The organism is Amycolatopsis sp. NPDC114505 (assembly GCF_055633615.1).
The window spans coordinates 1621139-1635529 of the sequence record NZ_JBVKDV010000003.1; the positions used below are offsets into that span (position 1 = coordinate 1621139).

The 14391-nt window shown below is 73.3% G+C and carries 8 protein-coding genes; all 8 read left to right on the forward strand.

Going from position 1 to position 14391, the window contains the following annotated elements; translation table 11 throughout:
* Nucleotides 1-7 precede the first annotated feature (7 nt).
* On the forward strand, nt 8-397 hold the full coding sequence (locus ACZ7OU_RS36675; protein WP_470242920.1) for a GPW/gp25 family protein: 390 nt from the start codon (nt 8-10) through the stop codon (nt 395-397).
* Nucleotides 394-2580, forward strand: coding sequence for a baseplate J/gp47 family protein (locus tag ACZ7OU_RS36680; protein WP_470258758.1), 2187 nt, complete (start codon nt 394-396; stop codon nt 2578-2580). The genes ACZ7OU_RS36675 and ACZ7OU_RS36680 overlap by 4 nt, the downstream gene beginning before the upstream one ends.
* A gap of 13 nt (nt 2581-2593) precedes the next feature.
* Nucleotides 2594-4255, forward strand: a complete 1662-nt coding sequence (locus ACZ7OU_RS36685) for a phage tail protein (protein WP_470258759.1) — start codon at nt 2594-2596, stop codon at nt 4253-4255.
* A gap of 15 nt (nt 4256-4270) precedes the next feature.
* Complete coding sequence (locus tag ACZ7OU_RS36690; protein ID WP_470242923.1) at nt 4271-4480, forward strand: hypothetical protein; 210 nt, start codon at nt 4271-4273, stop codon at nt 4478-4480.
* Between the two features lie 29 nt (nt 4481-4509).
* Nucleotides 4510-6771: a hypothetical protein gene (locus ACZ7OU_RS36695; RefSeq protein WP_470258760.1), complete on the forward strand. Its 2262-nt coding sequence runs from the start codon at nt 4510-4512 to the stop codon at nt 6769-6771.
* A 30-nt stretch (nt 6772-6801) separates the two neighbouring features.
* The gene (locus ACZ7OU_RS36700) at nt 6802-10143 is read left to right on the forward strand and encodes an eCIS core domain-containing protein (RefSeq protein WP_470258761.1); all 3342 of its coding nucleotides are present in this window, start codon (nt 6802-6804) and stop codon (nt 10141-10143) included.
* A 99-nt stretch (nt 10144-10242) separates the two neighbouring features.
* Nucleotides 10243-12213 (forward strand): AfsR/SARP family transcriptional regulator, encoded by a 1971-nt coding sequence (locus tag ACZ7OU_RS36705; RefSeq protein WP_470258762.1) that lies wholly within the window; start codon nt 10243-10245, stop codon nt 12211-12213.
* A 235-nt stretch (nt 12214-12448) separates the two neighbouring features.
* Complete coding sequence (locus ACZ7OU_RS36710; RefSeq protein ID WP_470258763.1) at nt 12449-14266, forward strand: arabinofuranosidase catalytic domain-containing protein; 1818 nt, start codon at nt 12449-12451, stop codon at nt 14264-14266.
* Nucleotides 14267-14391 lie beyond the last annotated feature (125 nt).

Genomic DNA, 14391 nt, shown 5'->3' on the forward strand with positions numbered 1-14391 from the left:
GGGAACCATGAGCACCGACTTCCAGGGACGGGGCATGACGTTCCCGCTCCGGCTGGGCGTCGCCGGGATCAGCGAGTCGGCGGGCGCGGCGAAGGTCGAGGAGTCGATCCACGTCGTGCTGGGCACGCAGTACGGCGAACGCCTCATGCGGCCCCGCTTCGGCTGCAACCTGCGGAGCCTGGCTTTCGCGCCGAACAACGTCGCCACGGCGAACCTGGCCCGCTACTACGTCGCGGAGGGGCTCGCGCAGTCCGAGCCGCGCATCGACGTGCTCGACGTCGCCGTGGCCAACGACAACGCCGGCGGCACCCTCGTGATCACCATCAGCTACCGGCTGCGCGGCACGCAGGACGTCCGCAACCTCATCTACCCCTTCTACCTGGAGCGTCCGCAGTGACCCAGCCCGTTGACCGCGGCCGCGTCGTCCCGCCCGACCTCGACGACCGGACCTGGCAGGACCTCGTCGACGAGATGCGCGCCCTCATCCCGAAGTACGCTCCCCAGTGGACGGACCACAACCCGAGCGACCTCGGCGTCACGCTGATCGAGCTGTTCGCCTGGCTCGGCGAGGGGATCATCTACCGGCTCAACCGGACGCCCGAGAAGAACTTCCTCGCCTTCCTCGGCCTGCTCGGCACCACCCGGGACCCGGCCACGCCGGCGTCGACGTTCCTCACGTTCACCTCCGGCGCGGGCCCGGTCACGGTCCCGGCGGGGACCAAGGCGCAGACGGCGGCGTCGCAGGACCAGCAGCCGGTCGTGTTCGAAACCGACGAGGACGTCGCGGTCCTGCCGATCTCGCTCGCCGACGCGCTCGTCGTCGGCCCCTACACGACGGGAGCCGCGACGGCGCAGTACGACGTCGCCGGGGCCGCGCTCGTCGGGCCGCCCGCGGCCAAGCTCCCGCTCACCCTGCAGGGCACCCAGTCCGCGCAGGTGTGCTTCGGCTTCGACCAGGCCACCACGCAGGACCTGGTGCTGCGCCTGCGGTTGTACCGGCCCTCGGCCGACGCGACCCAGCTCACCGCGTCCTGGGTGTACGCCAAGGGCACCGCGGAACCCCTGGCCTGGACGGCGATCCCGGGTGCGGCCGACGCGACCGAGTCGCTGCGGCACGACGGCACGGTGCGCCTGAAGGTCCCCACCGACTGGGCCGCCCAGCGCCCGAGCACCGCCGCGGGCGGGCCGGGCTGGACGACGGTCACCGCCCGCGACGCGGCCCAGACGCTCACCACCCCGCGGTTCTGGGTCGGCCTGCGCCTGGCCAACACGAAGACGACGCCGCTGACCATCGGGATCGACCGCGTGCTCTTCAACGCCGCCGGCGCCCACAACGCGTTGACGATCGCCACGCCCGAACCGCTCGGGCAGAGCACCGGCCAGCCGTTCCAGATCTTCGGATTGGCCCACCGGCCGCTGTTCCGGCGCCCGGACACCATCACGCCGTACGACCACCTGGCGGTCCAGGTCGGCGTCGGCAAGCCACCGGTGTGGCAGACGTGGACGGCCGTCCCGGACCTGCCGCCCGGGCCCGGCCAGGTCTACCGGGTCGACCCGGTCACCGCCGAGGTCAGCTTCGGCAGCTACGACGAGCAGGCCAAGACCGGCCACGGCACGGTTCCCCCGGCGGGCAGCCAGGTCCGCGCGCTGTCCTACAAGTACGTGGCGGGCGGGGTGTCCGGCAACGTGGCGCCCGGCCAGGTGACCATCCTCGGGCCCACGCCCGGCGGCGGGCTCCCGGCCGGGATCACCGCCGTGACCAACCTCGGCCCCGGCCTCGACGGCTCGGACGAGGAGGCCCTGGACGACACCCTCCGCCGCGCCCCGGACGCCCTCAAGGTGCGCGACCGCGCGGTCACCGCCGAGGACTACGAGTTCCTGGCCGCCGAAGCCACTACGGACGTCGTGATCGTGCGGGCCCTGCCGCCGCGGCTGCAGGACGCCGACGGGGCGGGCAACGCCTGGAAGAAGGGCGATCCCTGGGCGTTCGCCGGGATCAGCCGGGCGCCCGGCACGGTGAACCTGGTCGTGGTGCCCGACCAGGGGTCCGCCGTGTCCCAGCCGGCGCCGACGCCGGACCTCGTCCGGGAGATCCAGACCTACCTCGACGCGCGCCGGGACCTGTCCGCGCGCCTGACCGTCGTCGGCCCCCGCTACCTGCCGATCATCGTGAAGGCGGACGTCACGTTCTTCCCGCAGGCCCCGACCTCGACCGCCGACCAGAACAAGGTCAAGGCCGACATGCTGGACAAGATCAAGGCGTTCCTGCACCCGGCGCGCGGCGGCAAGGACGGCCGGGGCTGGCAGGTGGGGCAGCCGGTGGTCGTCTCCGACCTGTTCCGCGCGATCACGCCGCCGGAGGACACCGCGTTCCTCTCCAGCCTGCTGGTCAAGCCGGACATCCCGGTGTACCACCTGCCGCCGCTCAACCCGGCGGGCACGCCGGGCAACTGGAGCAACCTCGAACGGCCCTTCGCGCTGTCGGACTACGGCGCGGCCGTCCGCGTCGCGGACTACGAGCTCGTCTGCCCGGCCGCCGACAACCTCCACACCATCACCGTCATCCTCGCGTCGAGCTGAAGGAAGCCTTCCGATGGCCGAGCTGAGCAGCTACCTCCGGCACCTGCCCCCGGTGCTGTGGTCCGGTGACCCGGCACCGCCCGGGTTCTCCCTCGGCGCCTTCCTGCGGATCTTCGAGAAGGTCCTCACCGGGATCGACGACGACGTCGAGGTCCGCCACGGCGACCACGCCCACCCGGCGATCACCGAGCTGGTCGCCCGCCAGCACGAGCTGTTCGACCCGTGGCGCACCCCGGCGGAGTTCCTGCCCTACCTGGCGTCCTGGGTCGGCCTGGAGTTCCCGACGCTGCAACGGCAGCCGCTGTGGGACGAGTACCAGCAGCGCAAGGCGACCGCCGAGATCGCGAGCATCGAGCGGCAACGCGGGCTGCGCAGCGGCCTGAACCGCTACCTCGACCTCTACACGGTGGGCCAGACCCACCCGCGGGTCGTCCTGGACGACGGGCGGCGGCTGCTGGTGACCAAGCCCGCGCGCGGGCGCCTGGCGCCGGTCGCCGGCCTGGTCACCCAGGGCCCGGTGCTCGCCGGCGGCCTGCCGACCGGAGCGGTCGTCAGCGACGGCCTGATCCGGCCGCAGTGTGTCACCTCGGCGCCCGACGGCGGCCTGTTCGTCGGCGACATCGGTGCGCCGAGTGCCAGCGGGGTCCCGTTGAAGAGCCGGGTGTTCCGGATCAGCGCCACCGGGGGCTACGACCTGACCGGCACGCCGCCGAAGCCGCAGCCGCTCGTCGGCTCCGACGTCATCCAGGTGCCGGTCGTGGCGCTGGCCGTCCGGCCGGCCGGGGACGGGCTGCCGGAGAACCTGTACATCGTGGACCGGTCCGGGAAGGTGTTCGCCCTGCCCGCGCCCTACCTCGGCAAGACGGCGGCGCAGGTCACGACGGTCGCGCCCGGCGGCAACACGACGATCGCGCCGGTGGCCATGGCCGTGGACACCAACGGGGACCTGCTGATCCTGGACCGCGGCGACGGGTCCGGGACGACCAACCCGCCGAAGATCATCACCGTCAAGCCCAGCCCGCTGACGGTGACGCGCAAGAACCTCACCACGGTCGTCGAGCCGCTGTCGCTGCTCGTGCAGAGCGACGGGAAGCTGATCGTCGGCGACGGCGGGAACCAGGCGCCGTCCACGCCCGAGCAGCTGCCCGGCAACCTGGTCCGGATCACGCGCAGCGGGACGACGTGGACCGAGACCGCGCTGCTGCCGGCGGCCAACCCGCTGGTCGCCCCCACCGGGCTCGTCCAGCCGGGCGGCCGGCTCCACGTGCTCGACGCGGGCCTGAAGCCGTTCTCACCGCCGAACGTCGACCCGTTCCTGCTGAACGTCGCCGACCCGGCCGTGGTGTACGCCGTCGACCTGCAGGCGTCGCCGGTCACCGTCACGCCCGTGACGGAACCCGGCAACATCGTCTACCCGACCGGGCTGGCCACCTCCGGCGACCGGCTCGTCATCTGCGATCCCGGGCAGCCCGAGGTGGCCGGCGGGGTGGTGCCCGTCTGGTCCCGGCTGCTGCCGTGCCGGATCGACGTGGTCATCCACTTCCTCGTGGCGCGGGTGCCGGCCGACCCGGACGCGCGCTCGGCCGTGCTGCGCCAGGTGGTCGGCACCATCCGCACCGTCGTCGAGCAGCGGAAACCCGCGCACGGCATGTGGAACCTGGTCACCGAGTTCTGAAGGAGAGGGAGAGAGATGCGTGAACGACTCCAGGCCCGGCTCACCGAGCTGACGCGGGACCACCAGCTCGGCCAGGGCCGGCTGGCGGAGCTCGACCGGGAACAGGCGGCGCTGCGGGAAACCCTGCTGCGCATCAGCGGCGCGATGCAGGTGCTCGAAGAGCTCCTCGGCACCGCGAACACCAACGGGCAGCCGGCCGAGCCCGAGACCGCCGCAGCCCACTGACCGACCATGCCGACGACGGGGAGACCGAGATGACCAGTTTACCTTTGGTGCGCACCGAATACATGAACGTCAGCACCAACACCGTGCGCACCGGCGCGACGTCGCACGGCGAAAGCCTGACCGACATGGAGTCCTACGTCATGCGCCACGGCCAGGTGGGCGCTTCGGCTCTGCACGTCTGGGGCGTGGCGCAGGGGCTGGCCGTCCTGGCCGCGCCGGACCCGACGAGCCTGACCGTGCAGCCGGGGGTCGCGCTGGACTCGGCGGGCCACCTGATCGCACTGGCGGCGAACGGCTTCGCCATCACCGATCCCGACGTGGACCCGGGCCAGGTCGCCAACGTCCCGACCGTGCCGGTCGCCGCCGACGGCGTCGTCGTGTCGGCCACCGGGCTGACGGGGGACCGCTACCTCACGCTCACCTGGCGGGAGGTCATCGACCCGAACTCCCCCGGCAGCGCCCCGACGCTCCTGCACGCGCCGTGGCTACGCCTGCAGCCCGTCGCCGAGGTCCCCGACACCGGCGACCAGGTCGTCCTCGCGCACGTCGTGCTGAGCAACCAGAACCAGATCACGGCGCTGACCGCGGACCACCGGCGGGTCGCCGGGATCCCGGCCGGCCGGCTGGAACTGCGTCGCGCGCGCAGCAACGGCGGCCCGCCGGCGACGGTCGACCAGCTGCCCGCCGGTGAGCTGCAGGCCACCGACGGCGGCGGCGTCGCGATGAACCTGCTGCTGGCCAACGGAACCAGCCAGCCGGTGCTGAGCGCCGACCCGGCGGGGACGTTCGCTCTGCTGCCCAGCGGCGGCAACGCCGGGGTGGGCCTGCACGGCACGCCCCCGCGGCGCACCCTGCACGTCGAGGGCAGCGAAGTCCACAGTGGAGGTTCCGGCGGCGGCTTCTCCTTCGCCAGCCGGACCACCGGCAGCTTCGTCGAGAACCCGACGGCGGGCGAACGCTGGTCGTGGTACGCGGCGGGCGGCACGGCGAGGCTGTGGTCCGGCTCCGACCAGTTCGTCTTCGGCACCAACGCGGGTGGCACGCGCGTGCAGGCGGGCGGGGTGGGCGCACCGCTGGAGGTGGCCGCGAACGGCGGTGCCCTCGGCAAGCTCGCGCTGACCACGAGCACGATCGCGGCCCGGCGGTCGGACGGCGTCGAGACGGTCGTCGTCGACACCGTGAACGGCCGGATCGGGCAGGGCACCGCCACTCCGACGCACCCGCTGCACGTCACCGCGAACCGCGGGATCCGGCAGAACTCGATGTACGTCGGCGGCACCGCGGGCTGGAGCAGCCTGTCCTACAACGCTTTCCACAACGACGCGAACACCGACTGGTCGTTCCCCGACCCGACCCGGTCCGCCGTCACCGTGGAAATGGACGACAACGGCGGGAACTCCCGGTTCCAGGTCTACACCACCACGCCCACCGCCAAGACCGCGTGGCAGCTCCGGCTGGGGATCAACGGCACCACCGGCACCGTCACCATTCCCGGCCAGCTCAGCCTGAGCACCGGCGGGTCCTCGGGCGGCCCGTTCAGCGTGACCTCGAACGTCGCGAACACCAACGCGTTCTCCGCCACGAACAACAGCGGCGTGGCGATCTGCGCGCTGAACAACAGCAATGCCGGCTCGACCGTGCAGATCCTGGGCGGCGAAACCGGGCTGTCGGTGCTGGGCGCCTCCTTCCAGGCCGCTTCGTTCAACGGCGACGTCCGGGTCACCGGGACGCTGTCGGCCAACGCCAAGCAGTTCGTGATCGACCACCCGCTCGACCCGGAGAACCGCTACCTCAACCACGTCGGCGTCGAGTCGAGCGAGCGGGCCGTGGTGTACAGCGGCAACGTCGAGTGCGACGAGGACGGCAAGGCCACCGTGCGGCTGCCGGAGTGGCTGGAAGCGCTGGCCGGCGACTTCCGCTACCAGCTCACCTGCGTCGGCGGGCGATCGGACGTGTACGTCTCCGAAGAGGTGCGGGACAACGCCTTCGGGATCGCCGGGGGCGGCTCCGGGCAGCGGGTCTCCTGGCAGGTCACCGGAGTCCGGCACGACGCGTGGGCGGCGTCCCACGAGTTCTTCGCGGAGGAGGACAAGCCCGAGCGGGAGCGCGGCTTCTACCGGAACCCGGAAGCGTTCGGCAAGGACGTCACGGCGGGCGTGCAGTGGGCCGAGACCGAGCGGGTGCGCCAGGCGCATCCCCTGGCCACGCGGCACTTCGTCCGCCGCCACGCCGAGCAGGAGACCGCCCGGCTGCGGGCACAGGCCGAGCGCAAGCAGGCCATGGCCGGGTAAGCGGCCGAAGGACGCGAAAGGGGAAGACCGGTGGAACGGGCCGAGAAAGCCTCCGAAGCCAAGAGTTCCGTCCCGGGCGCCGCGCGGCCGGCCGGTGCCGGCCGCGCGGCGGCTCCGCTGTCACCGCTGGGGCTGGTCCAGCGGTTCGCCGGCAACCGCGCGGCCCAGCGGGTCCTGCACCGGTGCGGGCCGGAACCGTGCGAGTGCTCGGCCGGGAAGCAGCGGGAAGCCGCCGCCTACGCGGGACTCCCGGTCAGCCACCCGACCGATCCGGCGGAACGGGACGCCGACCGGGCGGCCGACGAGGTCCTCCGGATGCGGGACGACGAGGTCGGCCCGCCGCGGACGCACCGGCCGGGCGACCCCGAGACGGTCTACCGGTCGGCCGTCCCCGGCACGGACGTCGCACCGGCGGCGGCGCCCCTGCGGGCGGCGTTCGAGGCCGGGCAGCCGCTGGACGCGGTCACCCGCGCCTGGTTCGAACCCCGCTTCGGGATGTCGCTGGGCGGGGTCCGCGTGCACACCGGGCCGGCGGCCGCGGGCTCGGCGCGTGAGCTGGACGCGCGGGCCTACACCGTCGGCTCGGACATCGCCTTCGGTGCCGGGGAGTACGCGCCGGGCACCACGGCCGGGCGCCGGCTGATCGCCCACGAACTGGCCCACGTCGTCAGCCGGGCCGAACCCGGGGTGTACCGGCAGCCCGCCCCGGCCGACACGTTCCACGACCGGGACCAGGGCCCGGTGAAACCGAGCTCGAAGTCCTACTTCTTCCAGGGCGTCGAGATGACGACCGACCCCGCCTACGCCCGCCGGGAGCTGAAGCTCCTGGTGCGGCGGTTCGGGATCAAGGGCCTCGAGCTGTGGTACAGCGTGCTGCACGGCACGCGCACCCAGATCGCCCTGCCGTTCTCCGCGCACGCCCGCGCGTTCGGCGGCCTGCGACCGCGCACCCCGATGGACGCGCAGCGGGACATGGCCGATGACGCCGTCCGCGGCGAAATCGGTGCCCGGGCCGTCGCCGTGGTGGACCAGGTCTACCCGGGGGTGCTGGCCGAGGCGAGGGCGTTCCGCGTCTCGTTCCAGGCCTCGCTGCGCCGGTCCCTAGAGCACCTGCTGCGGGAGAGCGAGCTCCGGATCCGGACGCAACGCGTGCGCTACGGGCTCCGGACGGACCCGGCGCGTCCCGCCGAAGTGACGGCCGAAGACACCGTCTCGTTCCGCGCGGTGGTGGGTGCGGCGCAGGACCTGCTCGTCATCCGCCGCCGGGTCGACCGGCTCCGCGGGGAACAGCACGCGCTGCTGGAGATCACCAACGCGAAAGCGGGCACGACCCGGCTGCCCGAGCAGCACCGGGCCCGGTACGACCAGCTGGGCAAGCAGGCGGCCGAGATCGAGAAGACCTACGACGAAGCACGGATCTCCGCCGCTTCCCGGCACCCCGCGCTGGGCGCGGTCCTGGACGACGCCGGCGCCGCCGCGACGTACGAGCTGGAGAACCTCGCGACCGGGGACCGGCGCGGCACGGTGCGCAGCATCGGCCGGTCGCGCGGCACGGCCGCGGGCCTCGAAGACGTCATGGAGAAACGGGAGCGCAGCATCGCCCAGGTCCGGGTCAAGGTCGACGGCGACCCCGAACTGCTGTGGGCGCTGCCGGAGATCATCGGGCTCACCAAGGCCGTGCTCGGCACCGACGGCAACATCATGGCCGACGGGATCATCAAGGAGAAGCTCGACGAGCTCCAGTTCGAAGAGGCACTGAAGAGCTCGTTCCTGCTCGTCGCCCAGCTGGCGCTGCTGATCCCGACCGGCGGCACGAGCCTGGTCGGGACGGCGGCCCTGTCCGGCTATCAGGCCGCCCGAAGCGTGGAGAACTACCGGTACCAGTCCGCGCTGGCCTCGACGGACCTGAACAAGCGGGCCTACGCGATCGCCGCCGAAGATCCTTCCCTGGCTTGGGTCGCGCTGGACGTCGCGTTCGCCATCCTCGACGCCAAGGCGGCCGTGAGCGCGTTCCGGGAGCTGGGTCCACTGGCCAAGACGGCACTGCTCGGCAAGGAGGCCGACGCGGCCGCGCTCGCCACCCGGGCCGACAAGCTCGGCCCGGGTCTCGGCAAGCGGCTGCTCGACCGGCTCGCCGTCCTGCGCAAGCGCCCGGAAGCGCTCCGGCTGCTCGGCGCGGCGGGCGAGGCGGAGGTCAAGGCGGTCGCCGAGGTGACCGAGGCGATCGGCCGCGAGGCGAGCGCGGCGGAGCGGATCGCGGGCGTCGCGGGCCACGACGTCAAGGTGACCAAGTCCGGCGCGCTGGTGGTGTGCAGCGAATGCATGTGGCTGCGGGAACGCTTCGCCACCGAGCTGGCCGGGAACTCCGCGCTGAGGAGCCGGATGGCCGCGGCGGAGGCCAAGGCCCGGGCCGGCGCGCTCGACGCGGCGGGCAAGGCCGAGGTCGGCGCCCTGACCGCGGAGCTGCAGACGATCCGGGAAGCCCGGCTCATCGCCGAGTACGGGCCGGCGGCGGCCAAGGCCGCGGCCGCCGGCGACGCCCGGGCCGCCTACCAGACGGTCCTGCGGCGGCGGCCGGCGCTCGATCGGGAGCTGGCCGACGTGGAGCGGCGCCTGGCGGCCGCGCCGAGGCTGAACCCGGCCGACGCCGCCCGCGTGGACGCGCTCACCGCGCGGCTGGAGCGGCTGCGGTCGATCGACACGGTCAGCGTGGCGCCGCGCAACGGGCGGATCGTCGAGGTGAGCCTGGACCGGACCGCCGCGAACTACTTCGAGAACGTCGCGTCGGTGGTCCCCGGTCCCCCGGTCGTGCTGGAGTTCCCCGACGGCAGCCGCGTCTGGCGGGACGCCGTCGGCGGCCCCATCCGGCACGAGTCCACCCTCGGCGGGTCGCTGGGGCGGGCCGGGACGGAGAACGCGAAGTACGCCACGGGCGCGCACGGCAACCTGCCGGCCGGGCCGAAGTACGAGCGCGCCCACACGTCCGGCCAGGGAACCGGGTTCGAGAGCCCGTACGCCATCTACTACGCGCCGGAGTACGTCAACCAGACGTTGCAGAACCAAGGCATCGAGACCTACCTGCGGGACATCACCGCCGGGGCCCAGCCGGGCGAGTCGTTCCGGGTGGTGACCCGGACGCAGCCGCACCCGGACACCCTGCGGCTGGCCACGATCGACTACAGCGTCCTGCGCCAGACCGGCGACCGGGTCGAGGAGGTGGCGACGTATTCGATCGTGGTCAGCAGTTCGGCCGAGCACCCGGTGGTGACGGCGGGCGCACTCCGCTTCGCCCCGACGTCCACCGGACGGGCGATGGCCACCCGCTTCCCGATCCCGCCCCCGCTGACCGGGCCCGCCCGCTTCGCCTACTGACACCGCGGGTACGCCCGTTCGCGCCCACCCCACGACCCGAAGGGGAGGTATCCGGCGAACCCCCTTCCCGCTCTTGTCCGCGTGAGCGAAAGTCGGGGAGTGGTCACGCGAAGACCGGCGCCGCCGTTCCGGGTCCTCGGTCCGTTCGAAGTGTGGGTGGACGAGCGGCGGCTCGAGCTCGGCGGGCCGCGGATCCGCACCCTGCTGGCGTTGCTGACCGCGAACGCCGGCCGGGTGATGCCGGTGGGCGCGCTGGTCGACGCGCTGTGGGGCACGGATGCCCCGCCGGATGCCGCGCAGACCGTGCGGACCTACGTCTCGCGGCTGCGGCGTTCGCTGGCCACGGCCGGGCAGCTCATCGTCACCCGCCAGGTCGGCTACACCTTCCGGCCGGCGCCGGACGCGCTCGACGCCGCGAATTTCGAACGTCTCGTCGTGACCGGACGGGACGCGCTCACCGCGTCCCGGCACGCGGACGCCGTCACCCGGCTGACTTCGGCGCTCGAGCTCTGGCGCGGCGACGCCTACGCCGAGTTCGGTGACGTCCCGCCGCTGCGCTCGGAAGCGGGCCGGCTGGCCGCGATGCGCCTCGCCGCCACCGAAGACCGGATCGACGCGGAGCTCGCCACCGGTGCGAGCTCCGCGTTGCTCGACGAGCTGACCGCGCTCACCGAACGGCACCCCGGCCACGACCGGTTGTGGGGCCAGCTGATGATCGCCCTGTACCGGGCGGGCCGGCAGGTCGACGCCGTGGAGGTGTTCGGGCACGCCCGGGCGGTGCTCGTCGGGCGGTTCGGCCTGGACCCCTCGGCGCAGCTGACGGAAATCCACCGCCGGCTCCTGAACAACGACGCGCGGCTGCTCGGCGTCCCGCCCGCCGTCACCGCCGCACCGGTCCCGGCGCGCAACGATCTTCCCGGTGACGTCGCCGGTTTCACCGGCCGCGAGGCCGAGCTCGCCCGGCTCCTGGCCGCCCCCGCCGGTCCGCCGGCCGCCGTCGTCGTCCCGGCGATCGACGGGATGGCCGGCGTGGGGAAGACGGCGCTGGCCGTGCACGCCGCGCACCTGCTCGCCGGCGACTACCGCGACGCCCAGCTGTTCCTCGACCTGCATGGCCACACCCCCGGGCGGGCGCCGACGACGCCGTTGGCCGCGTTGGACACGCTGCTGCGGGCGCTGGGCGTCCCCGCCGCCCGGATTCCGGCCGACCTCGACGCCCGCGCCGCGCTCTGGCGGGCGGAGCTGGCCACCCGGTCCGTGCTGGTGGTCCTGGACGACGCCGCCGACCTCGCGCAGGTCCGCCCGCTCCTGCCCGGGACCGCGCGGACCCTGGTGCTGGTCACCAGCAGGCGCCGGCTGGTCGGCCTGGACTCCGCGCTCGGCGTCTCGCTGGACGTGGTGCCGGAAGCGGCCGCCGCCGCGTTGTTCGCCGGTGTCCTCGGCGACGACCGCGCCGCCGACACCGCCGCCGTGCGCGACGTCGTCGACCGGTGCGGGTACCTGCCCCTGGCGATCCGGCTGGCGGCGGCCCGCCTGCGCGCCCGGCCGTCGTGGCCGGTGCGGTACCTGGCCGAGCGGCTGCGCGGGCTCGGCTGGCCCCTGGCCGAGCTCGAGGCGGACGGCTGCGGCGTGGCCGCGTCCCTCGCGCCGTCCTACGACCGGCTGGCTCCCCCGGCGCGGCGCCTGTTCCGGCTCCTGGGGCTGCACCCGGGCCCGGACTTCGACGCGCCGGCCGCCGCGGCGCTCGCCGCCGTCCCGGTCCCGGAGGCCGAACGGCTGCTGGAACACCTCGTCGACGACCACCTGCTGCGCCAGTCCGCCGCGGGCCGCTACCGGTTCCACGCCCTGGTCCGGCGCCACGCCCACACCGCCGCGCTGGCCGACGAACCCGAGTCCGAGCGCCGGGCGGCGCTGCGCCGGGCACTCGACTCCTCCCGGCCCGCCACCCACCCCGGCGACGAGCGCCCGCCGATCAGCCTCGGCCCGGCGGCGGCCGTCACGTTCCCGCCGAACACGCCGACAACGCCTGCGGTGCCGATAGCCGGATTTGCCCGGGAATTCCGGTCTTGAGTGAGAGTGCCTGCCACGAAACGGATCCCCGCCGGATAGGCCGTCCGGGTGCACGCCGCCGGAAACCCAGTGGACTGGACCACCGGCACGTCGTGAACTGTTGACACGATCGAGAAACCGGACCTACCCTCCCCCCATCCCACCGAACTCACCGAGCTTCCCTTCTCTCCCGGAAATACAACGTTGTAAAAATCCGCGCAGGTCGCTGATCTGCGACTTCGAGAGTGAGGTTCCCGTGCCCCGCGGTCGAAAACCCCTCGCCACCCTCACCACGGCACTGCTCGTCCTCGCGGCGATGCTCGGCCTGAGCAGCCCCTCGCAGGCCGCCGGTTCCCTGCCCTGCGACATCTACGGCGCCGCCGGTACCCAGTGCGTCGCCGCGCACAGCACCACGCGCGCCCTCTATGCGGCCTACGCCGGCAACCTCTACCGCGTGCAGCGCGCTTCCGACCGCGCCGAAACGAACATCGGCCTGCTCGCCACCGGCGGGTACGCCAACGCCGCCGCGCAGGACTCCTTCTGCGCCGGCACGACGTGCACCATCACGGTGATCTACGACCAGTCCCCGCGCCACAACGACCTCACCGTCGAAGGCCCGGGCACCGCGGGCGGGCAGGACGTCGCCGCGATCGCGTCCGCGCTGCCGGTCACCGCGGGCGGGCACAAGGTCTACGGCGTCTACGTCTCCCCCGGCACCGGGTACCGGCACTACGTCGGCGCCGGCGTCGCGGTCAACGGCCAGCCCGAGGGCATGTACATGGTCGCCAGCGGCACGCACGTCAACGGCGGCTGCTGCTTCGACTACGGCAACGTCGAAGCGCAGATCGCCGACACCGGCAACGGCCACATGGACGCCGTCAACCTCGGCACCACGTGCTACTTCCCGCCGTGCACCGGGATCGGCCCGTGGGTGGCGGGCGACCTCGAAAACGGGCTGTTCCAAGGGAACCGCTCCAACACCGCCAACCGCGGCAACGCGACCCCGTTCGTCACCGCGCTGCTGAAGAACAACGGCCAGACCACCTTCGCGCTCAAGGGCGGCAACTCGCAGAGCGGCGGCCTGACGACCTGGTACAACGGCGCGCTGCCCTCGGGCGGCTACACGCCGATGCACCAGGAGGGCTCGATCGTGCTCGGCACCGGCGGCGACAACAGCAACGCGTCCATCGGCTCGTTCTTCGAAGGCGTGATGACCGCGGGTTACCCGACCGACGCCGCGGACGACGCCGTCCAGGCCAACGTGGTCTCCGTCGGGTACACCGGCTCCACCGGAACTCCGCCTTACGCGGCAACGGTTTCCGGCCCGGGCGGCAAGTGCCTCGACGTCGCCGGCGACGACACCGGCGGCAACGGCACCGCCGTGCAGCTGTGGGACTGCCAGGCGAACGCTTCCGACCAGCACTGGGCGCACAACGCGGACTCGTCACTGTCCACTTTGGGCCGCTGCCTCGACGTCGTCGGCAACGGCACGGCGGGCGGCGCGCTGCTGGAGCTGTGGGACTGCAACGGGGTCGGCGGCCAGAAGTGGGTGCAGCAGGCCGACGGCTCGCTGCGCAACCCGCAGTCCGGCCGCTGCGTCGACGCCCCGAACGGCGCCACCGCCAACGGCACGCGCCTGCAGATCTGGGACTGCAACGCCTCGGCGGCGCAGAAGTTCTCCGTCACCGGCGGCGGCCCGATCACCGGTCCCGGCGGCAAGTGCGTCGACGTGGCCGGCGACGACCACGGCGTGAACGGGACCGCCGTGCAGCTGTGGGACTGCCAGTCGTTCGCGGTGGACCAGCACTGGTTCCACCTGTCCGGCGGCGCGCTGCGGACGTTGGGCCGGTGCCTCGACGTCGTCGGCAACGGCACGGCGAACGGCGCCCAGGTCGAGCTGTGGGACTGCAACGGCGTCGGTGGCCAGGGGTGGACGCAGCAGGCCGACGGCTCGCTGCGCAACCCGCAGTCCGGCCGCTGCCTGGACTCCCCGAACGGGGCGACGGGCAACGGGACGCGGCTGCAGATCTGGGACTGCAACTCCTCGGCGGCCCAGAAGTTCACGCTGCTCTGACCCGAGCGGTCGTGGGGGGGGAAAAAGGGTGGGAAACCGTTCCCCACCCCCCGAAACCCCAAGTGTCCCGCGCGCGGGTTCATCCAGTCGTGGTGGGTGGCGAGTGGGGCCGGTTCCGTTACCAA

Coding starts and splice junctions, on each gene's coding strand:
- ACZ7OU_RS36685 (WP_470258759.1), top strand. CDS start 2,594: ATGGCCGAGCTGAGCAGCTACCTCCGGCACCTGCCCCCGGTGCTGTGG.
- ACZ7OU_RS36690 (WP_470242923.1), top strand. CDS start 4,271: ATGCGTGAACGACTCCAGGCCCGGCTCACCGAGCTGACGCGGGACCAC.
- ACZ7OU_RS36675 (WP_470242920.1), top strand. CDS start 8: ATGAGCACCGACTTCCAGGGACGGGGCATGACGTTCCCGCTCCGGCTG.
- ACZ7OU_RS36695 (WP_470258760.1), top strand. CDS start 4,510: ATGACCAGTTTACCTTTGGTGCGCACCGAATACATGAACGTCAGCACC.